This is a genomic window from Pseudomonas sp. W2-17 (assembly GCF_041060445.1).
GTDB lineage: Bacteria > Pseudomonadota > Gammaproteobacteria > Pseudomonadales > Pseudomonadaceae > Aquipseudomonas.
Map to the genome: position 1 here is coordinate 212,807 of NZ_JAUFNS010000009.1, position 23,072 is coordinate 235,878.

Sequence of the window (23,072 nt, forward strand, 5' to 3'; positions counted from 1 at the left end):
CCCATCAACCCGCGCTGAAACCGCCGTCCACGGTCAGCGTCACGCCGTTGATCATCCCGGCGTCGTCGCTGAGCAAAAAGGCGATGGTCGCGGCGATTTCCCCGGGCTGTACAAAACGGCCCAGGGGAATCCGCGACAGCATCGCGCCGGCCTTGACCGGGTCACTCCAGGCCTTGTCTGCCATCGGCGTCAGTGTCACCACCGGATTCACACTGTTGACCCGAATGCCCTGGGGGCCTAGCTCAACAGCCATCACTCGAGTCATGGCATCCAGCGCGGCTTTCGACGCGCAGTAGGCCAGATGATCCCGGGTGCCGACCGCCGCGGCCAGGCTTGAGACGTTGACGATGGCCCCCGGTACACCGCGCGCAATCAGATCACGGGCGACAATTTGCGCCACGACCATGGGCGCCCGGGTGTTGACCGCCATCAAGTGATCGAAGGTCTCGACCGACGTGTCGAGAAACGACTCCAGCTCGACCACCCCCGCGCAGTTAACCAACAGGTCGATGGGCAGCACCGAGGCCACGGCCGCGCGGGTCGCATCGACGTCGGCCAGGTCCGCCACCGCTGAGTGCGCGCAATAAGCCAGATCCTCCGGATTGCGTCCCATGGCGATCACCTCTGCACCGCAGCGCTCCAGCCACTGCACGGTTTCGCGGCCAATGCCCTTGCCCGCGCCGGTGACCAGAATCCGCTTGCCGCCAAGGTCATGATGGGCCATCGCGATCGCTCCAGAAGGGGATTTATTTGTCCTGATCGAGCAGTTGCCGGGCCGCGCTTTCGTCGATGACCAGTTCGTGGACGAAATTGCGCAGCAGCACCGCGCGAATGATGTCGGCCTTGTACGGCCCGCCGGAGACCAGCACGACCTTCTTGATCCGCCGCAGGTCTTCGAGGTCCAGAGAGACGGCGCGGCGGTTCAGCGGGTGATTGACTTCGATGCCGTCGCGGTCCAGCCAGCGGCCGAGCAGGTCACCGACGGCACCGGCGGCGCGCAACGAGCGCGCGTCCTCATCGTTGACCAGCCCCAGTTCCAGCATTAGTGAACGCTCGCTCAAATCACCGACCGTGAGCAAGGCCAGGTCGGCCAGCCGCGCCTTGCCGAGCACGGCCTGCACCGAGGCCTCTTCGAGGTACATGTCGCGGTATTGCTCTGAAGGTGCGAACACCGGCGCGGCGAGGTAGTACCAGGAGCCGCCGAACAGGCCGGCAAAACTCGAGGCGATCTCCACCGTGTTGTTGGCCGAGCCGTAATGCAGGCCGCCGAGCAGCGACAGCACGGTCAGGTTCGGCAGCGATCGCGCCGACAGTTCACGCACCGCCTGGCGCAACGTGCGGCCCCAGCCCACGGCGACGATGCTGCCGTCAGTGAGGTATTCCTCGATGCTCGGGGCAATGCCGACGCCGAGCACGCGGAAGATGGTCGACGGATCGTCGGGCGAGGGCACGACGGTGACGCGGCGCAGGCCGAAGCGGTTCTGCAGACGCTCTTCCAGTTCGATGCAGGCCGCCAGCGGCGAGGTGATGCGAATCTGCACCACGCCGGTTTCGCGGCAGGTCGCCAGGGCCTTGTTGACTCGCACGCGGGTGATGCCCAGCCGGTCGGCGATCTGCTGCTGGGTCATGCTGTTGACGTAATAGGACCACGCGATGCGGATATTGAGCTGATCCTCGGCGTTGACCGGTTCGGTGGTGAAGGGGGTGTCCGGGTAAAGGTTTTGCACGGCGGTGTCCTTACTGTGGCCGGTAAAGCGGGGCGTCTATTTCACGGCGCCCATGGTCAGCCCTTGCACCAGATGCTTGGAAACCATCAACGCGAAAATAATCACCGGGAACACGATTAGCGTGCCGGTGGCCATGATCTCGCCCCAGGGCAAGTCGTAGCCGCTCATGAAACTGGTGGCGGTCACCGGCGCGGTGCGGGCGGCGTTGCGCGTCAGCACCAGCGCATACAGCAGCTCGTTCCAGGAAAAGATGAACGAGAAGATCGCCGACACCGCCACCCCTGGCATCGCCAGCGGCAGAGCGATGCGCCAGAAGATGGTGAAGCGTGACGCGCCCGAGAGCCGCGCGGCTTCGTCCAGGTCCTTCGGCACGCCGCGAAACTGGTCGGTGCAGATCCACACCACGATGGGCAGGTTGAAGGTCAGGTAGATCAGGATCAGCACCAGATGGGTGTCGATCAGGCCCATGTTGCGCGCCATCAGAAAGATCGGCAGTGCCACGACGATGGGGCTGAGCATGCGGTTAGTGATGAACCAGAACCACAGGTCCTCCTTGCCTTTGAATTCAAACCGCGCCAGCGCGTAGGCCGCCGGTGTGCCGAGGCCGACGGCGAGCACCGTGGTGCAGACCGCGACGATCAGCGAGTTGCCGAGGCTTTTCAGCACGTCGCGCTCGAACAGCACTTTCACGTAGTTATCCAAGTGCGGTGTGAACGCCCAGATTGGCGGCGAGGCGAGGGCTTCGGCCTGGGTCTTGAGACTGGTGGCAACCATCCAGTAGAACGGAAACACCGCGAACAGGAAGATCGCCAGCAGACCGACCAGATGCCAGGCATTGACCCTGGCCCGAGGGCGCACGAAGGCGGGTGTCGCCGGGCTTTTTGCAGTCGCAACGGTGGCCATGTCAGATCTCCCGATAAACGAATTTGATGTACAGCCGGGCCAGCACGATGGTCAGGATCAGCATGAGGATCGCCTGCGCCGACGCGACGCCCTGATCGAACACGCGAAAGCCGATGCGCTGGATATAGACGCTGACCAGTTCAGTCGCGGCTCCCGGCCCACCACGGGTCATGGTGAACACGGTGTCGAACATCTTCAGGATGTCAGCGGTGCGCAGAATTAAGATCACCGTCGCGCTGGGCAGCAGAAACGGCAGTTGCACGTAACGCACGATCTGCCAGCGGCTGCGGGTTTCCAGGCGCGCGGCTTCTTCGATTTCGTTGGGCACCATGGTCAGCCCGGCGAGCAGCACCAGCGCGCAGAAGGGCGTCCATTGCCAGATGTCCATCAGCGCCACGGCAATGAACGCGTTGGTGGTGTCGCCCAGCCATTCGACCGGCCCGGCATTGACCAGTGAGAGCAGGGCGTTGGCGACGCCGAAATCGCGGTTGAAGATCAGCCGGCCAATCAGCCCTGCCACGGCGGGCGCAGTGGCCAGCGGGATGACCAGGCTCATGCGCGCCAGCAGTTTGAACCCGGAGAGGCCGGGCTTGTGCAGCATCAGCGCGATGATCAGCCCCAGCGCCAGCTGGATCGGCACCACGGTGATGAGAAACAGCCCGGTTCGCCCCAGCGCGGCCCAGAACGAAGCGTCGTTGAGCACGTTGAGGTAGTTGTCGAAGCCGATGAAAGGCGTCGCGTCTTTTGGCCGGGCCAGGTTGTACTGGCGGAACGAATTGACCAGCGCGAACACCGTCGGAAAGATGCCGATCAGCGCCAGGGCAACAGTGGCCGGCGCGAGAAAGGCAAAGGCCGCGCGGGTGTTGTTCCACAGGGTCGGGAAGGGTGGTTTTTTCGTGTTCGGCATGTGGTGGGTCTCGAAGGTGCGCACATCTCACGGCATTACGCTGAGCCCCTGTGGGAGTCAGCTTGCTGGCGAATACGCTGTGTCATTCACCGCAGAGGTGTCAGACATTTTCCATTCGCCAGCAAGCCTGCTCTTACGGGAGTGTGGTCAAACCGTCACTTCAGCAATTTGACCTTGCCGTCGTAATACCCTGCCTTCTTCAGGATCTCCTCCATCCTGCTCCCAATCGCCTTGGCACCGTCTTCCACACTGGTTTTGCCGAGCATGATCGCGGTGCCGTTTTCGCCGACGACTTCGGATATTTCCGGCCATTGCGGGAAGCGCGGGCGGTAGTCAGGCACGCCGCCTTCCCACGAGGTCACCATCGGCAGCACGAACGGGTATTTCTTCTGCACGTCGGCGTCCTTGTACACCGACATCCGCCCGCTCACGCCACCGGCGTCCAGGTAAGGCTTGGCCATGGCTTCGGAGGTGACCCACTGGATGAACAGCCACGCCGCGGCCTTCTGCTTGTCGTCGGACTTGGCGTTCACGCCCAGGGAGAACCCGCCAAGCGCCGGCTTCAAACCGGCCGGGCCTTTGGGCTCGGTGGCCACGGCGAGGCAGTCGGTGATTTTCGATTTCGTCGGGTCGGCCAGGGTGCCGTAGAACGCCGACCATTCGGTGATCATCGCCACCTTGCCTTGGGCGAGGGCGTTGACCGCTTCGTTGTGGTCGTAATCGACGATGCCCGGCGGCATGTATTTCATCAGGTCCTGACGAAATTGCAGGCCTTGCTGAGATGCCTTGGAGTTGAGGTTGGATTTGAACTGATCGTCCAGCAACGAGCCGCCGAACGGCCAGAGGAAACGCATGAAGCTGTCCGCCGACTGCGTTTCACCGCGCCGCGATTGCAGGGCGTAGGCGTAGCGGTCCTTGGTCTTGTCGGTGAGTTTGGGCGCGTAGTCCTTGAGCAGTTCGTCCCACGTGGCCGGCGGCTTGTCGAAGCCGGCGTCCTTGAGCATGCACTTGTTGTAGAACAGCAGGCCGGAGTAGTTATCGAACGGCAGGCCGTAGGTCTGTTTGTCCCAGCTGCCGAAGGATTCCAGCAGGATCGGGAAGAAACCCTCCAGCTTGAGGTCCGGGTCGGCGAGCTTCGCGTCCTGGGTGAAGGTGGTGACCGGTTCAAGCCAGCCGTTGCCGGCGAATTCGCCGATCCACACCACGTCCGTCAGCACGACGTCGAGCTGCTCGCCGGAGGTGAAACTCAGCACCTCGCGTTCGCGGCTATTCTCGTAGGGGATGGTTTCGTAGCTGACCTTGATGCCGGTTTTCTTTTCGAACTCCGGCAGCAGTTTTATGGCGGCGGCGTAACCGGGACGGTCGAGGAAAATCGCCTTGATTTCGGTGCCCTTGTACGGCGCGGCGGCCTCTTCCAGCGTCCAGGCCTGTGCGGCGCCGGAACCCAGCGCAATCGACAGGGCGAGGGCATTCCAAACCAGCTTCTTCATTTACGTGACCTCATTATTGTTGTGGGTGAGGGTTACGCGGGGACAGGTGTTAACCGTGCATACAGGTGAATCAACGGGGCAGTTAATCCGGTTCGGGCGAGTTCCTTGACATTTGTAATTTACGAATTACAAATGATCGTAGGACAAAATGCATTGCTGTCAAATCAGCGCGCCGTTGCCACGAGAAATGCCCAAACAACAATAATTCAGGGGATACGATTTTGACTGAGCTCAGTTTGAGTGGCGTCGAGAAGGCCTATGGCGAGATCAAGGTCTTGCATGACATCCACCTGAGTATCGAGAGCCGCGAGTTCGTGGTGTTCGTCGGACCTTCGGGGTGCGGCAAGTCAACCCTGCTGCGCTGTATCGCGGGCCTGGAGAGCATTACCCAGGGTCAGATTCGCATCGGCGCCCGGGACGTGACATACCTGGAGCCGGCCGATCGCGGCGTGGCCATGGTGTTCCAGTCCTACGCGCTGTACCCGCACATGTCGGTCTACGCCAACATCGCCTTCGGGCTGAAGATGCAAAAGACCCCCAAGGACCAGATCGAAGCCAAGGTGCGCAATGCCGCGCGCATCCTGCAGCTCGAACCGCTGCTCGACCGCAAGCCCAAGGCATTGTCTGGCGGCCAGCGTCAGCGCGTCGCCATCGGCCGGGCCATCGTCCATGAGCCCGAAGTCTTTCTGTTCGACGAACCGCTGTCCAACCTCGATGCCTCCCTGCGGGTGCAGATGCGCATCGAGATCGCCAAGCTGCACGCTGACCTCCAGGCGACCATGGTCTACGTCACCCATGACCAGGTCGAAGCCATGACCCTGGCTGACAAGATCGTCGTGCTCAACAAGGGTTGCATCGAACAGGTGGGCTCGCCGCTGGAGCTGTATCACCATCCGCGCAACCGCTTTGTCGCGGGCTTCATCGGCTCGCCGCAGATGAGTTTTCTACCAGTCACGGCGGTAGACATCAGTGCCGAAGGCGTCCAGGTCAGCCTGCCGGGTGGCGAGCTGTTATGGGTCCCGGTGATGGCCGAACACGTCAAGGCGGGCGACCCATTGACCCTGGGCCTGCGTCCCGAGCATCTGTCGGATCGGGGCGAGGGCGATGCGCAGATTCCGGTAAAAACCCTGGTGGTCGAGCATCTGGGCGGGGAGACGTTTACCCACGCGCAGACCGACGACGGCCATGATCTGATGGTCAAGGGCGAGGGAATGTCGGCGGTCAAGGCGGGGCAACTGCTGCGTGTCGGTGTCCAGGGCCACCGTTGCCATCTGTTCGATGAACAGGGTCAGGCACTGGCGCACCGGCGGCATTACACCGAGGCGAACGTGGGCGACGGGCAGGTTCCGGCGTCGGCGATCCAGGCGGGATAATCGGCCTGTGCGTTGATCAGGGCGCCTTGGGACGCCGGTTCCAGAGCCCTCGCGGTGTTTTTTTCATTCAAGAGAAAAGTGTCAGCGCCGATACAGCCCCGGGCCCGATCCGTTTTCGGGCCGGATATTTTCCCAAGGAGCTGTAAATGCGCATTACCCACATTCTGGCGTTGGTTGGCACACTGGTGCTGACCGGCTGTTCGTCCATGATGAAACCCGCCGACAATCAAGCCATCGAAGCCAGTCCCCAGGACAGTACCCAGGTCGTGTTCATGCGCAGCGCGTTCATGGCCAAGGCCATCGACGCGTCCGTGTATGACGTGACCGGCGGCAAGACCCAGTTCATCGGCATCCTCGCCAATGGCACCAAGGTCGCCTACCCAACGACGCCGGGCCACCACACCTTCATGGTGGTCTCGGAAGCGGCGGACTTCATGGAAGCCGACCTGGCGCCGGGCAAGACCTACTATTCGATGGTCATCCCGCGCATGGGCATGTGGAAAGCGCGCTTCTCACTGTGGCCGGTGGCCCGCGATCCGAAAGCGGAATACAGCTCGCAGTCCGGCGATTTCAAGGACTGGATCGCCGACACCAAGCGTGTGACCAACTCGCCGAAATCCCTGAGCTGGTTCGAGAGCAACAAGACCTCGGTCGAGTCCAAGCGGGTTGAGTACTGGCCGGTCTGGCAGAAGAAAAGCGCGGCGGACGTTGAGCTGCGCACATTGCACGCCGCTGACGGGCTGTAATCGCCGAGCCGCTTGGTAAGGCGGCTCGCAAGCCCATCAGCGCTTACTGCACCCCGAACAGCGCCGTCCAGTAAATGCCGGCGTCGCTTTTCGGGTCGGTGGCGTACGCAGCGCCGAGGTCATGAAACTGCGGGTTCATGAGGTTGGCGCAGTGGCCGGGGCTGGCCAGCCAGCCTTCGACCACCTTGCGCGCATTGTCCTGCCCGGCGGCAATGTTCTCGCCGATCTGCTGGCCGATATACCCGGCCAGCTCCGCACGGTCCCCCGGCGTCCCGCCGTTGCGACCCTTGTGATCAAAATAATTGTTATTGGCCATGGAGCGTGAGTGGCTTTCGGCTGCGCTCATCAACGTGTCGTTCCACACCAGCGGGGCAGCAGCGGAAAACGACTGGGTGCCACATTGCTGCGGTTGCTTGCGCGCTTCATTGATCAGCCCCAGCAGTTTCTGGCCCTCGGCCTGCGCGTTACCCAGCCCGCCCGCCAGCAGTGGGCGCGCCAGCACGATGCGCCAGTCACGATCGTTGCGGCTGACGCCGATGTCGACGAACTGCGGATTGAGCACCACCTGACAAAAGCTTTCCTGAATCGCCGCCATGGCCGCTTGTGCGTCGCGCGGGCCCGAGAGGGTGATGGCCTGGACGCTGACCATCGGATACGACGCCCGGGCCAGCATCGGCTGCAGATCCACCGTGCCACTGGCGGGCAGGTTCAGGCGCGGGTCGCTGTTCAGCGGCGGCAGCTCGGTCGACGCCACATTGGCGCAGGGCTGGGCCTGGCTGCGGTAGGAATTGATTGACTGGATCAGCTGCGTTTCTTCGCTGGCCACGGCCGTCCCTGCCATCAGCAGCGCCAGGGGCACAACAGCGAGACACTGGATGAATGATCTGAAACGCATGGAAATCTCCCTCGAACTGACGCGCCCACGGTGCGCGATTTTACCTGTCGCGAAATAGTCTGAGCCGCACAAACCGTGGAGGTTGCAGCGATGAGCAGGGTTTTTGCAATAGCCGGCGTGAAAACCTGGTGTTTTGCCGTCTGGTGCACATTGATGCATGAACGAACGGGTACGACGGGAGGGTGTTTGTTTATTCTGCGCCCCGGTGATAGTCGTCACGCGGCCTGCGACCCATAATCAGCGCTCGACCCTGCAGTGTGACTTTGATGACCACGACCATTCAGCGACTGACCCCGGAATATGCCTCGGCTTACCGAGCCCTGATGCTTGAAGCCTATGCCCTCCATCCTGATGCGTTTACCTCCGACGTCGGCGAGCGCGAAGCCTTGCCGATCAGTTGGTGGGAAAAGCGCCTTGTGGTCGGGCCTGAGGCGACGGAAGTGGTGTTCGGCGCCGTAGAAGCAGGGAGACTGCTGGGGGTTGCCGGCCTTTCTCTTGAAAGCAGAAAAAAGGCGCGTCACAAATCCACGCTGTTCGGGATGTACGTGCCCCACGCCCATCGGGGGAAAGGCGTCGGGCATGACCTGGTCTGCAGTGTGTTGGCCTATACGCGGAGCGTGCCGCAGCTGTTACTCGTCCAGTTGACGGTGACCGACGGCAATCGCGGCGCGCAGGACTTGTATGAGCGGATGGGGTTTGAGACGTTCGGGGTCGAGCCGTATGCCGTGGCGGTGGGGGATCAGTACGTCTCCAAGGTGCATATGTGGTGTGATTTAAGACGTTCCGGGTCAGAGAGCGGCTGAAGCTGATCCCACTAATCGATCGCGTACACAGTGTAGGACCGGCTTTAGCCGGGAAGAGGCCAGCGTGCGCGCCATCCATTTGTCGGCATGGCCTCCGACGCCTTCCCGGCTGAAGCCGGTCCCACTATGGGATCGCGGTCGATTTCTTACTATTGGATCGCGGTTGATTAGTGGGACTGGCTTTAGCCGGGAAGAGGCCAGCGGGTGCGCCATCCATTTTGCGGCATGGCCTCCGACGCTTTCCCGGCTGAAGCCGGTCCTACTACTGGATCGCGGTCCAACCTTAATCATCTACCGCTCGATCGAGCGGCTCCAGCGGGCGTTCCATTCCGGGCGGACCTGGTTGACCTGATCCCAGTCGATGGTCACGGCGGTTTCCAGGTATTTGTTCATGGCTTCCACCTGACCGCGGGTCTTGTCGGTGGTCGGGGTTTTCGGGTTGGACGGGATCTGGTCGCCCATTTCCAGGGCCGGCGCCTGGGCTTCCGGGGTCAGCAGGAACGCCGCGAGCTTCTGCGCCAGTTCCGGCTGGTCGTTGTTGGCGATGGTGCATTCGGCCACGTTCAACACCACACCGCCTTCCTTCGGCGGCGCGTATTCCACCGGCACGCCCTTGAGCTTGAGCGCGGTCACCTGGGTCGGCGTCAGCGGGAACAGCGCCGCTTCACCGGTCTGCACCATCTCCGAGATCTTCGCGGAGCTGGCGATGTACTCCAGCACGTTCGGGCCCACCGTCTTCGGCCATGCTTTGAAACCCGGCTCGACGTTGGTTTCGTTGCCACCCTGCAGCCGGTTGAACATCAGAAAGCCGTGCAGCCCGAAGGTGGAGGAGGCCAGCGACTGGAACACCAGCTTCTCCTTGTATTTAGGGTCGGCCATGTCGGCCCAGGACGTCGGCGCGCTCCAGCCGTTGTCCTTGAACATCTTGGTGTTGTAGGCCAAGCCGGTGACGCCAAGGCTCACGGCCACCGCTTCTTCCTTGATCTTGCCCTTGGCCGGAATGTCCGCCAGGCTCGCGCTCGGGTTCAGCTTGCCGCACAGACCCATGGAAATGGCGCGGTACATGATGCCGTCGTCGAGGAACATCACGTGCATCTGTGGGTTGTCCTTGCTGGCCTGGACCTTGGCGAGGATGTCCGAGGACGTGCCCGGCACGATCACCACCTTGACGTTGTTGGCCTTCTCGAACGCGGGCAGCACATTGTCGGCGTACAAGCGCTCCATGGTGCCGCCGTTCATGCCCAGGTACAGCGTCGGTTCGGCCTGTGCGGGCATCGAAGCAAGCAACATAGCGAACGGCAGGCAAGACAAGCCGGTCAGGGCAACACGTTTCGTGTGAGTCATGGGTTCGACCTTCCTCTGAGCAATGGAATGACGTTATCGGTGCCGGACGGCACAACGATGGCATGCGATGAAATGTGCGGTTGCGATTGAAAGCGGGTGATCGAGAACGGCGTCAGGTTGATGTTCGAGGCCCCAACGCAGACGATCTGCGCCAAAGCCTCGCCCGCCGCCGGGCCAATCTGAAAGCCCGATCCGGCAAAGCCGAAGCCGTGCAGCAGACCGGGTTGCGTCGAACTGGCCCCCAGCACCGGCTCGCGGTCGGGCAGGTACCCTTCGGTGCCGCTCCAGGTGCGAATGGCCTGGGCACCGGCCAGCGGCGGATACAGTTCAACGGCGTTGCGCAGGATCTCCAGAATCGCCGCCTGACCCGGGCGGGCGGTGGCCAGGTCCAGCGGAAATCCCTGACCGCCGCCCAGCACGCAATTGCCCCGCGCCACCTGCCGCGCATAAATCCCGCCGCCTTCGACGCCAGTGCTGACGTCCATGAACATCGGCAGCGGTTCGGTCACCAGCATCGCCGGGTGGCCCGCGCGCATTGGCACCGGTTCGTCGAACTGATTGGCCAGTTGCGCCGCCCAGGCACCGGCGCAATTGAGCAGCCACGGCGCTCGAAAGCTCAGGCCGCTGGCGGTCCTCACCCGAAAAGACTGCCCGTCATGGGCGACCTCACTGACGTGGGCCTGCTCGACGGTCTGCGCACCGGCGCGGCGTGCGGCAGAGGCAAACGCCGGGGAGACGAGGCGCGGATTGGCATGGCCGTCGTCAGCACACAACGAAGCGCCCACCGCCACATCGCCCGCCCAGGGGAAGCGCGCCCGCAACTGGGCGTGATCGAGCAGCTGCAGTTCCATCCCGAACCCGCGCGACGCCTCTTCATACGCAACCAGCGCGGCCATGTCCTTGTCGCTGCGGGCCAGCTTGAGATGCCCGGAGCGCACGTATTCGCCGTCAGTGCCGATGAACGCGCGCAGGTCCCCCCAGATTTCGTGAGCGCGCCGGGACAGCGGCAGTTGCGACAGCGGGCGGCCCTGACGGCGCACGCCGCCGTAGTTCACACCACTGGAATGCGAACCGAAAAAGTCCCGCTCCAGCAACGCCACGTGTTTCCCGCTCAAGGCCAGAAACAGCGCCGCCGAGGCGCCGACGATCCCGCCGCCAATAATCACCGCATCCACTTCAATGGGCTGGCTCATTGTTCTGCCTCCACGCCAAACGGCAGCGGCTTGATTGGCGCCTGCCCGCGCAAACGACCCACGCTGGAAATCTCCCGCCCCGACGCCTGAGCGACGATTTCCGTCGCGGCCAGGCCGCACATGCGCCCCTGACAACGGCCCATGCCGACCCGGCACATGGCCTTGACCCGGTTGATTTCCCAATGACCCTCGGCCACGGTCTGACGGATATCGCCGGCGCTGACTTCTTCGCAGCGGCACACGGTCAGGCTGTCCGGCGCCTTGGCCGCCCAGTCTTCGGGGAAGGGGAACGCCGTTTCCAGTCCCTGGCGAAACCGCTGAATGCCTTCCAGTTGCCGCTGCAATTCGATGCTGCGGGCGCGGTCGATGCGGTAACCGATGTCGCCGAGCAAGGTCAGCGCCGCCAGTTCGCCGGCCATTTCCGCAGCGTCGGCGCCCATGATCCCGGCCCCATCACCGGCCAGATAAACCCCCTCGACACTGCTGCGGCCGGCCGCGTCGCGGGTGGGCAGCCAGGCGCGATTCAATGGGCTCCAGGCAAATTCGCAGCCGAGCAGATCGGCCAATTGGGTTTCGCTGCGCAGGGCATGGGCGAAGGCGACGGCGTCACAGGCGAGGTTTTTCCGCTGATTGCCCTGTTGCCAACTGACCCCGCTGACCCGTCGCTCGCCCTGAATGTCGTGCAGATGAACGCCTTGATGGACCGGCACGCCGCGGGCGGTCAGCCACGCGCGGTAATAAAGCCCTTTGGCCAGTGTCGACGGTTGCCCGAGCAGCGCGGGCAGGGCGCGGGTCTGGGCGGAAAAGGGCGAGCTGTCGAGCACTGCCGCCACCGTCGCACCGGCCTTGGCGTACTGATACGCCACCAGATACAGCAGCGGCCCGCTGCCGGCAAAGACCACGCGTTGACCGATGGCGCAGCCCTGAAACTTCAGCGCGATCTGCGCCGCGCCGAGGCTGTAGACACCGGGCAGCGTCCAGCCCGGCACCGGCAGGATGCGGTCGGTGGCGCCGGTGGCCACGATCAGATGCTTGAACGGCACCTGCGCGGCGCGGCCATTGCGCAGGGTGTCGAGGGTGCGTGCTTCGGCGTTCCACACCAGCGTCTCGGCGCGGTAGTCGATTTCGGTCTGCAACTGATCGAGGGTGGCGTGAACCGACTCGGCTTTGCCTGCTTCGAAACCGTACAGCGCCTTTGCCGAGCGTTTGAAATGCTCCGGCTGGCGACGATAGACCTGACCGCCGCCACGCAGGCTTTCATCCAGCAGACAAGGGCGCAGGCCGTGGGCGAGCAGCGTCTGCGCCGCGCGAATCCCGGCCGGGCCAGCGCCGACGATGACGGTGTTGATGGCCTGAAGGGTCGGCGCATTCATACGCTGCGCCCCGGTTCACGACTCACGCACACGCCAGCTTCCAGCAGCGTCGAACAGGCCCGCACCCGCCGACCGTCGCCCAGTTTCACCCAGCAATCCTGGCACGCGCCCATCAGGCAGAAACCGGCGCGGGGTTCGCCGCTGAAGTCGCTGCCGCGCAACGAATCCTCTACGGTCAGCACCGCCGTGAGCAGCGTGTCGCCCTGCAATCCACTGGCCGGCTGACCGTCGAGGGTGAAGGCGACCACGGCGCGATCGCGTTCGGCCAGTCGTTTCAGCAGCGCCATGGCGCGCCCTCCCTGAGACAGATGTCAATGGATGAAAGAGTCATCAATGCCTCCCCACCAGCACACGGTCCAGGCCGTACACCCGGTCGAGGATGATCATGGTGGCCGCCGTCAGGGCGATAACCAGCGCGGACACCGCCGCCATCATCGGGTCGATGGATTCGGTGGCGTACACGTACATGCGCACCGGCAGGGTCTGGGTCGAGGGCGAGGTGACAAAGATCGACAGCGTCACTTCGTCGAAGCTGTTGATGAACGCCAGCAGCCAGCCACCGGCCACGCCGGGCAGGATCATCGGCAAGGTGATTAGGCGAAACAACGTGAAGCGGCTGGCACCGAGGGATTCAGCGGCCTGCTCGGCGCTGCGGTCCATGCCGATGGAGGCGGCGATCACCAGCCGCAGCACGTACGGCGTGATCACCACCACGTGGGCGAACATCAGCCAGACGAAACTGCCGTTCACGCCCATCAGCGCGAACAGGCGTAGCATCGCAACCCCCAGCACCAGATGGGGAATGATGATCGGCGACAGGAACAGGCCGTTGAGAAAGTCGCGGCCGGGAAAGCGATAGCGGGTGATCGCCAACGCCGCCGGCACCGCAATCAACGTTGCCAGGGTGGCCGCGACCACCGCCAGAATCAGGCTGTTGTAGAAGGACTGAATGAAGTCGGCGCGCTCGAACACCGCCCTGAACCAGCGCAGGGAAAACCCGTGCCACGGCAGGCTGAGGGTGTTTTCCGGGGTGAAGGCCACCAGGCAGACCACCACCAGCGGCGCCAGCATGAAAATCACCACCAGGGCATGAAACGACAGGGCCAGAGGACCGTTCTTGGACATGGCTCATTCCCCCAGGGATTTTTTGTAGCGGCCTTCAACCAGCCGGTTCCACGACAGCATGACCAACAGGTTGATCAGCAGCAGCGCCACGGCAATCGCCGCGCCCATGGGCCAGTTGAGTTCCGAAAGGTATTGGTCGTAGACGACGGTGGCGACCATCTTCAGCCGGCGTCCGCCAAGCAGGCCGGGGATGGCAAACGAACTGGCCGACAGGCCGAAGACGATCAGCGTCCCCGACAGCACGCCCGGCATCACCTGCGGCAGCACCACCATGCGCATCACTTGCGCCTGAGTGGCGCCGAGGGACAGCGCGGCTTGTTCGGCGGAGGCGTCGAGTTTCTGCAGCGAGGTCCACACCGGGATGATCATGAACGGCAGCATCACGTGGACCAGCGCCAGAATCACCGCGAACGGCGTGTAGAGCATCTTGATCGGGCGACCGCCGAGGGCCTGGATCGCCTGATTGATCAGACCGTCCGCGCCCAGCAACAGGCCCCATCCAAACGCCCGCACCACCACCGAAATCAGCAGCGGCGTGAGGATCAGGATCAGGAAAATCGAGCGCCACGGGGTGCCCATGCGGCTAAGGATGTAGGCCTCGGGCACGCCGATCACCACGCACAGCAGGGTCACCAGGGCGCTGATCCAGAAGGTGCGCAGGAAGATCTCGTAGAAGTACGAATCGGTGAGCAGATTGGCGTACTGGGCCAGGGTCCATTCACCGCTTTTGACTCCGACTTCGTAGTCGAACACGTTGAACGAGAGCACCAGCGTCAACGCCAATGGCAGCAACAGCAGGCCGAAGAACAGCGCCAGGGCCGGGGCCGATAGCAGGTAGCCGCGTCCGGTGTCGCGCAGCACACTCATGCCGGCACCTCGTCGACGCTTAACACCCGCAGCAGATCGGACGGCCAGTCCAACCCTACCGCGAAGCCTTCGTTCATCGGCGCGTCGCCATCGTTGCGGCGCACCACGGTGATTTCGCCGATGGGCGTTTCGATGCGGTACAGCCACTGGCTGCCGAGGAAGTAGCGCATGACCACGCGCCCTTGCAGCCGCCCGGTCCCCGCAGGCACCAAGTCAATTTTCTCCGGGCGCAGGCTCAGCACCAGTTCGCCGTCGCCTGGCTCGTGGCGCACCTGGGCCGCGCCGCTGGCATCGCGATCGCCGCGCAGCAGATTGGCCTTGCCGACGAAGCCGGAGATGAAACGGGTACGGGGGTGTTCGTAGAGGTTGTAGGGCTCGTCGATTTGGGTGATACGCCCGGCCTGCATGACCACGACGCGATCGCTGATGGACAGCGCTTCGGCCTGGTCGTGGGTGACCATCAGGGTGGTGATGCCGACTTCGCGCTGGATGCGCCGGATTTCGAATTGCATCTCCTCGCGCAGGTTGGCGTCGAGGTTGGACAGGGGCTCGTCCAGCAGCAGCACCGGCGGCTCGATCACCAACGCCCGGGCCAGGGCCACGCGCTGACGCTGGCCGCCGGACAGCTCGCGCGGATAACGCTCAGAATGGGGCGTGAGGCGCACCAGCTCCAGCACCCGGGAGACGCGGCGCTCGATATCGGCGGCCGAGACTTTGCGCATCTTCAGGCCGAACGCCACGTTGTCGCGCACGGTCATGTGCGGGAACAGCGCGTAGGACTGAAACACCACGCCGAGGCCGCGACTGGCCGGTTTGGCGTGGGTAATGTCGCGGCCATCCAGCAGGATGCGGCCGGCGCTGACATCAACGAAGCCGGCGATCATTTGCAGGGTGGTGGTTTTGCCGCAGCCGGAGGGGCCGAGCAGCGAGACGAATTCGCCTTTCTCCACGGAGAGGTCAGTGGCGACGACTGCATCGACAGGGCCGTAGCGCTTGCACAGTGCCTGGAGTTGAAGAAAAGCCATGGCTGCGTTCCACCTTTTTTTCGTGCGCACCGAAGGCGCGCGTTTTTTATGGGCAGATGCGAAGAGAAGTGCTGCGTGTGCCGTGGACGCTGGCGCTCGATCGGTGTCGGCTGCCGCTGTTATTCAAATCGCCCTGTGGACCGATCCTAGGCCCAAGACTAGGATGCGCTCAACGAGCAATTTCATTGAGTGAGTAGTTTTTTCGAATTCATTCATTCAGCGAAAAGAAATAAGGAGTAGAGCGAAATGGATTCCACTGAGCGGAAGAGTGGTGAGAAAGAAACGGGGGTTGGTGGGGTCTCTCGCCTGTTTGCCGTGCTGCGGGCGCTGGGCAATTGTCCCGATGGCAGTGAGCGCGTGACCCAACTGGCTCAACAGGTCGGGCTCTCTCAACCGACCACCCACCGCTTGTTGCGCAGCCTGATGGACGAAGGCATGGTCGAGCAGGACGTGCGCAGCAAACGTTATCGCCTGAGCCTGGAATTCTTCGCCCTGGCCGCGCGCGCCGGGCAGTCCGGCAACCTGCGCGACGTGGTGCGGCCGAGTTTGCTGCGCCTGTCGGCCTCGTTGGGGGACTCGTTGTTTCTGCTCGCCCGCAGTGGTTTCGATGCGGTGTGCCTGGACCGCAGCGAAGGGCCGTACCCGATCCGCACCTTCACCGGCGATATCGGCGGCCGCGTGGCGCTGGGCGTGGGGCAGGGCAGCCTGGCGATTCTGGCGTTTCTGCCGGAAGACGAACGCGAGACCGTGATCCGCTACAACCTGCCGCGCCTGCGGGATTTCCATCTGTACGACGAAGTGATGCTGCGCTCGGAAATCGACACGGTGCGGCGGACCGGCTATGCCGCGCGCAACACCGGCGTGCTGGAAGGCATGGCGGGTCTGGCAGTGCCGATTCTGGACCGTGATGGCCGGGCGGTGGCGGCGTTAAGTGTGGCGACCATCAGCGACCGCCTCAGTGCAGACCGCATGCCCACGGTGGTGGACATGCTCAAGCGCGAGGCCGCGGCGATCAGCCAGAAAATCAACCCCTTCGATCCGGTGCTGCGCAGACCCTCCCAAGTGTTCGGCCAGCGGGAATGATCGCTGCCTGGTACGCACTCATCTGAATCCCGTTCAGCACGTCTTGACCACCGTTTGACTGGGCTGCAGCCCTTGCCGTTGGCGCTTTTCAGCCATTGGTCGGATCTGCCGAGGCGACCTTCAAGAAACCCTGCGCGGGGTCGAATCACTCTGTGTAGGCGCCTCGTTTTCGGATCGGTCCGACGCGATGGCACAGGGATGTGGCAAGCCGCAAAAAAACTCCGGGCGATCCTCGGAGCAGGTTGTCCTCCCTTTTGAGATGCCTCGTATGTCCAAATCCCTGAAATTGCAGATCCTTGCGCTGCTCAGCGGCAGCCTCGTGCTGGTCGTGCTGATTGCCCTCGCGTGTTTCCAGTTCCTGTCCAGCAACGTGCACGCCTATCGCGGTCTGCTTGAAGGGCCGCTGCACGCCTCGCAACTGGTCGATCAGGCCAACCTGCAATTCAAGGTGCAGGTGCAGGAGTGGAAAAACGTGCTGTTGCGCGGCAAGCAGCCGGCCGATCGCGACAAGTTCTGGGCGCAGTTCGAAGACCAGGAACGTCAGGTGCAGGACACCCTCGGCAGCCTGAGTGCAATGGACGGGCTGGATTCGGCAACCAAAACCCAGGTTGATGCGCTGCGCAATGAGCACCGCACGTTAGGTGTGGCTTACCGCAAAGGCCGTGACGCTTACATCGCTGCCGGGGGTGATCCGGTCGCCGGGGACATGGCCGTTAAAGGCGTCGACCGTGCCGCCAGCGAGCAGATGACCGGCCTGGTGACTGGCCTGCGCAAGCAGAGTGACGAGCAGTCGAAAATCCTCAGCAGCACGGCTGACCGGACCATTCTCATCGGCACGCTGGTCATGCTCGCCTCGGCGCTGCTGGTGGGCGTGCTCACCCTGTGGATGGTCAACCGCAATATCGTCGGCCCGATCCGCCTGTTGATCGAATACGTCGCGCAATTGAGTCAGGGCAAGTTCAGCGACCGCGTCAGCATCACCCGTCAGGATGAGCTGGGGCGTCTGGCGGTTGCCGCCAACACGCTGCGGGATTTCCTCGCCGACACCTTCACCCGGCTCAAGCGCAGCACCACCGACCTGGACAGTGCCGGCGGCGAGCTGAAAGCCATTGCCGCGCTGATGGCCCAAGGGACTCACGAGCAGTTCGAGCGCACCGACCAGGTGGCGACGGCGATGACTGAAATGTCCGCCACCGCCCAGGAAGTCGCCCGCCATGCCGCCCAGGCAGCCCAGGCCGCTGACGAAGCGGACCGCAGTTCCCAGGAAGGCAGCAAGGTGATGGGCGCGACCATCACTGCCATCACCCAAATGCGCACCGAGATCAGCAACACCGCCAACGTCATTCGTCGTCTGGAAACCGACAGCGGGCGGATCGGCAAAGTGCTGGAAGTGATTCGCGGCATCGCCGAGCAGACCAACCTGCTGGCGCTGAACGCGGCCATCGAAGCAGCCCGTGCCGGCGATGCCGGGCGCGGTTTTGCGGTGGTTGCCGACGAAGTGCGTACGCTGGCCCAGCGCACGGCGGCGTCGACGGCGGAAATCAACCAGATCATCAGCTCGGTGCAGACCGGCGCGGTCGATGCTGCCCAGGCGATTGAAAGCGGGCAGGCCCGCAGTCAGGAAAGCGTCGATCAGGTGGCGCTGGCAGGTTCTTCGCTGGAGCGCATTACCAGCGCCGTGGAAGCCATCCGCGACATGAACCGCCAGATCGCCACGGCAGCGGAAGAGCAGACGTCCGTGGCCGAAGACATCTCCCGCAACCTGACCGAAATCACCGCCATCGCTACCACCAACCAGGACAACGTCCAGCGCACCCAGACCGCGAGTCAGGATCTGAGTGTGTTGTCGGCGGGGTTGAACGACGTGATTTCGCGGTTGAGTGCGTAGCGCTCAGCCACGTTGTCACTGCTGAAGCGCGCTCCTACAGGTTCGTGCGGGTTCTCACCATCCGGGCCGGACGCAGATCAACTGTAGGAGCAATCGGAGGTTACGACGGTCGCGAATGCGGTGGGTCTGTCACACCACCATTGCCTGCCCCAACGCATTCGCCAGCAAGCCGGCTCCTACTGAGATCGCGTCGTGCGGTCACCTTTCAGCCCTGGCGAAACACCAACGCTTTCAACCCGCCGCCTTCCTCTGCGTCGGCAAATTCCGGCGGGTTTTCCAGGCGCTGTTCAAACCGCAACCCGGGCGCTTCGCGGGTCACGCCTTCGATGAGAAAGTCCGCACCCAGCAACGGGTCGTTCATGCACGCCAGCACCGTGCCTTCTGCCGTTAACAGCTCCGGCAGTTTGCGCAGCACCCGCTGATAATCCTTGGTCAGCAGAAAACTGCCTTTCTGAAACGACGGCGGGTCGATGATCACCAGGTCATACGGCCCGGTGCTTTTCACCTTGCCCCAGGATTTGAACAGCTCGTGGCCGAGAAAGGTGACCTTGCTCAGGTCATGGCCATTCAAGCGATGGTTGTCGCGACCGCGACTCAGTGCCGCGCGCGACATGTCCAGATTGACCACAAAGTCCGCGCTGCCCTCGATCGCCGCCACCGAAAACCCGCAGGTGTAGGCGAACAGATTCAACACCCGCTTGCCCGCCGCATGGGCCCGCACCCAGTCGCGGCCATAGCGCATGTCGAGGAACAGCCCGGTGTTCTGCTTTTTGCCGAAATCCACGAGATAGCGCAGGCCGCCCTCGGTCAGCGTCCATTCCTCCAGCACTTCGCCCAGCAACGCTTCGGCGTGGCTGTCCGGCAGATAGCGGTGCTGCAATAACAGCGTATGGGCACGGGATTGCTGCCATGCCGGTGACTCGATCAGCCTGAACAACCGCTGCTTCAGCGCTTCCAGCTCATCGGCGGCGGGCTCCTTGAACAGCGACACCAGCACCACACCCTGCATCCAGTCGACGGTCAGTTGTTCCAGCCCCGGCCAGCGTCGGCCACGGCCGTGAAACAGCCGGCGGGTCTCGGCGGGCGCGTCGGCGAGGGCGGTCTGAAGGTGGGAGTCGAGCAGGTCAAGGGCGTCGGCATTCATCGGTGGGCGGCAGGTCGGCAGTGGGAAAGGGCGGCATTCTAGACCAATCGTGGAATCTGCGTTCGTCGCCCCTGCGTCTGCCGCGAAACCCTTGGGCACACGCGGCTAACCGGGTTGCACAGCCCATCGCTTCACGGGCAAGCTCAGCGCTCTCTGCGTTCTGATCCGAAAAAGGAAATGCCATGGCCGACGAACTGATCCTGCGCGACGCCCGCGAGTCCGATATGCCCGCCGTGCAGGCGATCTACGCCCATCATGTGATTCACGGCACCGCCAGCTTCGAGCTGGAACCGCCGACCCTCGAGCAAATGCTGCAGCGCCGCGCCGACATCTGCGCCAACGGTTTGCCTTATCTGGTCGCCGAGCGCGACGGTGAAGTGGTCGGCTACGCCTACGCGACCCTGTACCGGCCGCGCCCGGCCTATCGCTTCACCGTAGAAGATTCGGTTTACGTGCGCGAGGGCATGGCCGGTTTCGGTATTGGTCACGGGTTACTGGCGGGGGTCATCCAGCACTGCACGGCATCCGGCCGCCGGCAGATGGTGGCGATCATTGGCAACAGCGAGAACAGCGCCTCGATCCGGCTCCACGCGCGACAGGGCTTTCGCCAGGTCGGCGTGTTCGAGTCCGTCGGCTTCAAGCACGGCCGCTGGCTGGACACGGTGATCATGCAGCGGGAACTGGGGGAGGGTGCGAGCACGACCCCCGAACGTTAGTTCTGCCGGTCAGGTGGCCGGCGCACCGTGGGGCTCATCGTGCGCCACACGTTCGCCGGTCTCCGGCACCGCCAGCCACAGCAGCACAAACGCCACGGCCGCGATCGCCGCCAACGTCAGAAATGCCGCACTGTAGCCCGCCTCGCGCACGACCAGCCCGGCCAGGCCGTTGCTCAGCGCCGCGCCCAGGCCGAACACCGTGGAGATGGCCCCCAAGCTGACATTGAAGCGCCCGGTGCCCCGCGTCAGGTCCTTGACCACCAGCGGCAGCAGCGCGCCAAACGCCCCGGCGCCGATGCCGTCGAGCAATTGCACACCCACCAGCCAGTACGGGTTGTCGGACATGACATAGAGCACACCCCGCAGCGGCAGAAAGATGAAACCCGCCAGCAGCAAGGGCTTGCGTCCCCACACGTCGGCCTTGGCACCCACCAGCCAGGCCACCGGCACCATCACCAGTTGCGCGGCGACGATGCAGGCGGACGTCAGCGGCGTGGCAAGGTTGACGTCGATCTGCGAGAGCTTCTGACTCACCAGCGGCAGCATCGCCGCGTTGGCCAGGTGGAACAAGCCGCAGCAGATGGCGAACACCATCAGCGGTCGGTTGTGCAGCAATACCGCCCAGCCACTGGGCTGGTCATCGCCCTGGTCGTGGTTGGGGTCGAAGCCGCGGGCGACATCGTGGTCAATCGCCGAGGCATCGACGAATGCGACCGCGACGATACTCGCCGCGGCCATGAACGCCATCAGGTAGAACACCGCAATCGGCCCGAACATCCATGAAAAGATGCCGGCCAGCAGGGCTGCGACGGCGTTGCCGGCGTGGTTCCAGGTTTCGTTGCGCCCGGTCCGGCGAGTAAACGCCTTGGGCCCGGTGATGCCCAGGGAAATGGCCGCGATGGCCGGGGCGAATACGGAGCCGGCAATGGCGCTGATGCTCTGGGTGATCGCTACCCAGGTGAACGAGTGAATGAACGGCAGCACCAGACAGCCGGCCGTCACCAGCAACGCTGCCACGATGACCACCAGGCGTTTGCTGCGGGTGCGGTCAATCAGCGCACCCGCCGGGGTTTGTGTGGCCAGCGCGGCGATGCCGGCCAGGGTCATGACCAGCCCGATGCTCGCCGGGTCCCACTTGTGGACGGCCAGTAAATAGATCGCGAGATAGGGCCCAAGCCCGTCGCGCACATCCGCCAGAAAGAAGTTAAGACCGTCCAGGGAACGGTTATTGCGCTGATCGGATGGGTCGCTCAAGGTTGGCCTCACTGTGGCAATGCGCAAGCGAAACGGCTGCGGCATTGCTAAATGACTCGGCGCCATTGTTTTGGTTCTGCGCACTGTTGCGGCTAACGTAACGGACTTTCTTGTCAGGGCGTTTGAATCGAAACCGTCCCAGGCATAAGCTTCGCGCCATTCATATCGCCGGACGTGTTGGGTCCGGCGATCTTCCGGATATTCTTGACTCAGGAACCGCCATGTCCAGCCTGCTTCCCGCTGCCCGTCCACGCCGTCTGCGCAGCAACGAAAACTTCCGCACGTTGTTCCAGGAAAGCGAATTCACCCTCAATGATCTGGTGCTGCCGATCTTCGTCGAAGAAGAAATCGACGACTTCGTGCCGATCAACAGCATGCCCGGCGTGCAGCGCATTCCCGAGTCGAAGCTGGCCCAGGAAGTCGAGCGTTACGCCCGTGCCGGCATCAAGTCGGTCATGACCTTCGGCGTTTCCCACCATCTGGACGCCACCGGCAGCGACACCTGGCAGGAAAACGGCCTGGTTTCGCGGATCTCGCGGACCATCAAATCCGCCGTGCCGGAAATGATCGTGATGTCCGACACCTGCTTCTGCGAGTACACCGACCACGGCCATTGCGGCGTGATGCACGGCGCCCATGTCGACAACGACGCGACCATTGAAAACCTCGGAAAGCAGGCCGTCATGGCGGCGCGTGCCGGTGCTGACGTGATCGCCCCTTCGGCCGCGATGGACGGCCAGGTGAAAGCGATTCGTGCCGCCCTCGACGCCGCCGGTTTCACCCAGACGCCCATCATGGCGTACTCGACCAAATTTGCCTCGGCGCTGTACGGCCCGTTCCGCGAAGCCGGCGGCTCGGCGCTCAAGGGCGACCGCAAAACCTACCAGATGAACCCGATGAACCGCCGCGAAGCCCTGCGCGAATCGCTGCTGGACGAGGCCGAAGGCGCCGATGCACTGATGGTCAAGCCGGCCGGCGCGTACCTGGACATCATCCGCGACATCCGCGAAGCCTCGAACCTGCCGCTGGCGGCGTATCAGGTCAGCGGCGAGTACGCGATGATCAAGTTCGGCGCCCAGGCCGGGGCCATCGACGAACACCGCGTTGTCCGCGAAACCCTCGGCGCCATCAAACGCGCGGGTGCGGATTTGATCTTCACGTACTTCGCGATGGACCTGGCGCTCAGCGGGATCTGATTTCGATGTGCAGAGGATGA

22 protein-coding genes are annotated in these 23,072 nt (G+C 63.4%); 7 read left to right on the forward strand and 15 right to left on the reverse strand.

Annotated features, from left to right (window positions below; genetic code table 11):
- Positions 1–4 precede the first annotated feature (4 nt).
- From QWI20_RS13885 to QWI20_RS13905, 5 genes are all read right to left on the reverse strand, one after another.
- Positions 5–724: an SDR family oxidoreductase gene (locus tag QWI20_RS13885; protein WP_369305971.1), complete on the reverse strand. Its 720-nt coding sequence runs from the start codon at positions 722–724 to the stop codon at positions 5–7.
- A gap of 22 nt (positions 725–746) precedes the next feature.
- Positions 747–1,727, reverse strand: coding sequence for a sugar-binding transcriptional regulator (locus QWI20_RS13890; RefSeq protein WP_369305972.1), 981 nt, complete (start codon positions 1,725–1,727; stop codon positions 747–749).
- Positions 1,728–1,763: 36 nt separating this feature from the next.
- Positions 1,764–2,630 (reverse strand): carbohydrate ABC transporter permease, encoded by an 867-nt coding sequence (locus QWI20_RS13895; RefSeq protein WP_369305973.1) that lies wholly within the window; start codon positions 2,628–2,630, stop codon positions 1,764–1,766.
- Between the two features lies 1 nt (position 2,631).
- Positions 2,632–3,537: a carbohydrate ABC transporter permease gene (locus tag QWI20_RS13900; RefSeq protein WP_369305974.1), complete on the reverse strand. Its 906-nt coding sequence runs from the start codon at positions 3,535–3,537 to the stop codon at positions 2,632–2,634.
- 155 nt (positions 3,538–3,692) lie between these two features.
- Complete coding sequence (locus tag QWI20_RS13905; protein ID WP_369305975.1) at positions 3,693–5,027, reverse strand: sugar ABC transporter substrate-binding protein; 1,335 nt, start codon at positions 5,025–5,027, stop codon at positions 3,693–3,695.
- 221 nt (positions 5,028–5,248) lie between these two features.
- Between QWI20_RS13905 and QWI20_RS13910 the strand changes: the two genes are divergently transcribed.
- The gene (locus QWI20_RS13910; protein WP_369305976.1) at positions 5,249–6,400 is read left to right on the forward strand and encodes an ABC transporter ATP-binding protein; all 1,152 of its coding nucleotides are present in this window, start codon (positions 5,249–5,251) and stop codon (positions 6,398–6,400) included.
- A gap of 146 nt (positions 6,401–6,546) precedes the next feature.
- A complete protein-coding gene (locus tag QWI20_RS13915) occupies positions 6,547–7,146 on the forward strand; it encodes a hypothetical protein (protein ID WP_369305977.1) in 600 nt (199 codons plus the stop codon).
- A gap of 43 nt (positions 7,147–7,189) precedes the next feature.
- Here the strand turns inward: QWI20_RS13915 and QWI20_RS13920 are convergent, their stop codons facing one another.
- Positions 7,190–8,041 carry a CAP domain-containing protein gene (locus tag QWI20_RS13920; protein ID WP_369305978.1) on the reverse strand — a complete coding sequence of 284 codons (852 nt, stop codon included), beginning with the start codon at positions 8,039–8,041 and terminating at the stop codon, positions 7,190–7,192.
- A gap of 266 nt (positions 8,042–8,307) precedes the next feature.
- Here QWI20_RS13920 and QWI20_RS13925 point away from each other — a divergent pair, with 266 nt between their 5' ends.
- A complete protein-coding gene (locus QWI20_RS13925) occupies positions 8,308–8,844 on the forward strand; it encodes an N-acetyltransferase family protein (RefSeq protein WP_369305979.1) in 537 nt (178 codons plus the stop codon).
- A 291-nt stretch (positions 8,845–9,135) separates the two neighbouring features.
- On the opposite strand, the gene QWI20_RS13930 is transcribed toward QWI20_RS13925, so the two are convergent.
- From QWI20_RS13930 to QWI20_RS13960, 7 genes are read right to left on the reverse strand one after another with little or no spacing between them, the layout of a single operon-like run.
- Positions 9,136–10,188, reverse strand: a complete 1,053-nt coding sequence (locus tag QWI20_RS13930) for an ABC transporter substrate-binding protein (protein ID WP_369305980.1) — start codon at positions 10,186–10,188, stop codon at positions 9,136–9,138.
- Positions 10,185–11,381: an NAD(P)/FAD-dependent oxidoreductase gene (locus QWI20_RS13935; RefSeq protein ID WP_369305981.1), complete on the reverse strand. Its 1,197-nt coding sequence runs from the start codon at positions 11,379–11,381 to the stop codon at positions 10,185–10,187. The genes QWI20_RS13930 and QWI20_RS13935 overlap by 4 nt, the downstream gene beginning before the upstream one ends.
- A complete protein-coding gene (locus tag QWI20_RS13940; protein ID WP_369305982.1) occupies positions 11,378–12,754 on the reverse strand; it encodes an FAD-dependent oxidoreductase in 1,377 nt (458 codons plus the stop codon). Before QWI20_RS13940 ends, QWI20_RS13935 begins: the two co-directional genes overlap by 4 nt.
- On the reverse strand, positions 12,751–13,041 hold the full coding sequence (locus QWI20_RS13945) for a (2Fe-2S)-binding protein (RefSeq protein WP_369305983.1): 291 nt from the start codon (positions 13,039–13,041) through the stop codon (positions 12,751–12,753). The genes QWI20_RS13940 and QWI20_RS13945 overlap by 4 nt, the downstream gene beginning before the upstream one ends.
- Before the next feature lie 43 nt (positions 13,042–13,084).
- Positions 13,085–13,879, reverse strand: a complete 795-nt coding sequence (locus QWI20_RS13950) for an ABC transporter permease (protein ID WP_122535809.1) — start codon at positions 13,877–13,879, stop codon at positions 13,085–13,087.
- 3 nt (positions 13,880–13,882) lie between these two features.
- Positions 13,883–14,746, reverse strand: coding sequence for an ABC transporter permease (locus QWI20_RS13955; RefSeq protein ID WP_369305984.1), 864 nt, complete (start codon positions 14,744–14,746; stop codon positions 13,883–13,885).
- The gene (locus QWI20_RS13960; protein WP_369305985.1) at positions 14,743–15,771 is read right to left on the reverse strand and encodes an ABC transporter ATP-binding protein; all 1,029 of its coding nucleotides are present in this window, start codon (positions 15,769–15,771) and stop codon (positions 14,743–14,745) included. The genes QWI20_RS13955 and QWI20_RS13960 overlap by 4 nt, the downstream gene beginning before the upstream one ends.
- A gap of 246 nt (positions 15,772–16,017) precedes the next feature.
- On the opposite strand from QWI20_RS13960, the gene QWI20_RS13965 reads away from it, so the two are divergent.
- Complete coding sequence (locus tag QWI20_RS13965) at positions 16,018–16,854, forward strand: IclR family transcriptional regulator (protein ID WP_369305986.1); 837 nt, start codon at positions 16,018–16,020, stop codon at positions 16,852–16,854.
- Between the two features lie 268 nt (positions 16,855–17,122).
- Positions 17,123–18,742 (forward strand): methyl-accepting chemotaxis protein, encoded by a 1,620-nt coding sequence (locus QWI20_RS13970; RefSeq protein ID WP_369305987.1) that lies wholly within the window; start codon positions 17,123–17,125, stop codon positions 18,740–18,742.
- A 205-nt stretch (positions 18,743–18,947) separates the two neighbouring features.
- Here the strand turns inward: QWI20_RS13970 and QWI20_RS13975 are convergent, their stop codons facing one another.
- Positions 18,948–19,886 (reverse strand): class I SAM-dependent methyltransferase, encoded by a 939-nt coding sequence (locus QWI20_RS13975; protein WP_369305988.1) that lies wholly within the window; start codon positions 19,884–19,886, stop codon positions 18,948–18,950.
- 182 nt (positions 19,887–20,068) lie between these two features.
- Between QWI20_RS13975 and QWI20_RS13980 the strand changes: the two genes are divergently transcribed.
- The gene (locus QWI20_RS13980; RefSeq protein WP_369305989.1) at positions 20,069–20,602 is read left to right on the forward strand and encodes an N-acetyltransferase family protein; all 534 of its coding nucleotides are present in this window, start codon (positions 20,069–20,071) and stop codon (positions 20,600–20,602) included.
- Positions 20,603–20,611: 9 nt separating this feature from the next.
- On the opposite strand, the gene QWI20_RS13985 is transcribed toward QWI20_RS13980, so the two are convergent.
- Entirely contained in the window at positions 20,612–21,856 is a 1,245-nt protein-coding gene (locus tag QWI20_RS13985) for an MFS transporter (protein ID WP_369305990.1), read from the reverse strand.
- A gap of 221 nt (positions 21,857–22,077) precedes the next feature.
- Here QWI20_RS13985 and hemB point away from each other — a divergent pair, with 221 nt between their 5' ends.
- Positions 22,078–23,052, forward strand: a complete 975-nt coding sequence (gene hemB, locus QWI20_RS13990; RefSeq protein WP_369305991.1) for a porphobilinogen synthase — start codon at positions 22,078–22,080, stop codon at positions 23,050–23,052.
- The last annotated feature ends 20 nt before the right edge of the window (positions 23,053–23,072 follow it).

What these genes read in the sequence shown, in the direction of transcription:
- QWI20_RS13885 (WP_369305971.1), bottom strand. Translation starts at nt 724, where the DNA reads ATGGCCCATCATGACCTTGGCGGCAAGCGGATTCTGGTCACCGGCGCG.
- QWI20_RS13895 (WP_369305973.1), bottom strand. Translation starts at nt 2,630, where the DNA reads ATGGCCACCGTTGCGACTGCAAAAAGCCCGGCGACACCCGCCTTCGTG.
- QWI20_RS13900 (WP_369305974.1), bottom strand. Translation starts at nt 3,537, where the DNA reads ATGCCGAACACGAAAAAACCACCCTTCCCGACCCTGTGGAACAACACC.
- QWI20_RS13905 (WP_369305975.1), bottom strand. Translation starts at nt 5,027, where the DNA reads ATGAAGAAGCTGGTTTGGAATGCCCTCGCCCTGTCGATTGCGCTGGGT.
- QWI20_RS13915 (WP_369305977.1), top strand. Translation starts at nt 6,547, where the DNA reads ATGCGCATTACCCACATTCTGGCGTTGGTTGGCACACTGGTGCTGACC.
- QWI20_RS13920 (WP_369305978.1), bottom strand. Translation starts at nt 8,041, where the DNA reads ATGCGTTTCAGATCATTCATCCAGTGTCTCGCTGTTGTGCCCCTGGCG.
- QWI20_RS13925 (WP_369305979.1), top strand. Translation starts at nt 8,308, where the DNA reads ATGACCACGACCATTCAGCGACTGACCCCGGAATATGCCTCGGCTTAC.
- QWI20_RS13930 (WP_369305980.1), bottom strand. Translation starts at nt 10,188, where the DNA reads ATGACTCACACGAAACGTGTTGCCCTGACCGGCTTGTCTTGCCTGCCG.
- QWI20_RS13935 (WP_369305981.1), bottom strand. Translation starts at nt 11,381, where the DNA reads ATGAGCCAGCCCATTGAAGTGGATGCGGTGATTATTGGCGGCGGGATC.
- QWI20_RS13940 (WP_369305982.1), bottom strand. Translation starts at nt 12,754, where the DNA reads ATGAATGCGCCGACCCTTCAGGCCATCAACACCGTCATCGTCGGCGCT.
- QWI20_RS13945 (WP_369305983.1), bottom strand. Translation starts at nt 13,041, where the DNA reads ATGGCGCTGCTGAAACGACTGGCCGAACGCGATCGCGCCGTGGTCGCC.
- QWI20_RS13950 (WP_122535809.1), bottom strand. Translation starts at nt 13,879, where the DNA reads ATGTCCAAGAACGGTCCTCTGGCCCTGTCGTTTCATGCCCTGGTGGTG.
- QWI20_RS13955 (WP_369305984.1), bottom strand. Translation starts at nt 14,746, where the DNA reads ATGAGTGTGCTGCGCGACACCGGACGCGGCTACCTGCTATCGGCCCCG.
- QWI20_RS13960 (WP_369305985.1), bottom strand. Translation starts at nt 15,771, where the DNA reads ATGGCTTTTCTTCAACTCCAGGCACTGTGCAAGCGCTACGGCCCTGTC.
- QWI20_RS13965 (WP_369305986.1), top strand. Translation starts at nt 16,018, where the DNA reads ATGGATTCCACTGAGCGGAAGAGTGGTGAGAAAGAAACGGGGGTTGGT.
- QWI20_RS13970 (WP_369305987.1), top strand. Translation starts at nt 17,123, where the DNA reads ATGTCCAAATCCCTGAAATTGCAGATCCTTGCGCTGCTCAGCGGCAGC.
- QWI20_RS13975 (WP_369305988.1), bottom strand. Translation starts at nt 19,886, where the DNA reads ATGAATGCCGACGCCCTTGACCTGCTCGACTCCCACCTTCAGACCGCC.
- QWI20_RS13980 (WP_369305989.1), top strand. Translation starts at nt 20,069, where the DNA reads ATGGCCGACGAACTGATCCTGCGCGACGCCCGCGAGTCCGATATGCCC.
- hemB (WP_369305991.1), top strand. Translation starts at nt 22,078, where the DNA reads ATGTCCAGCCTGCTTCCCGCTGCCCGTCCACGCCGTCTGCGCAGCAAC.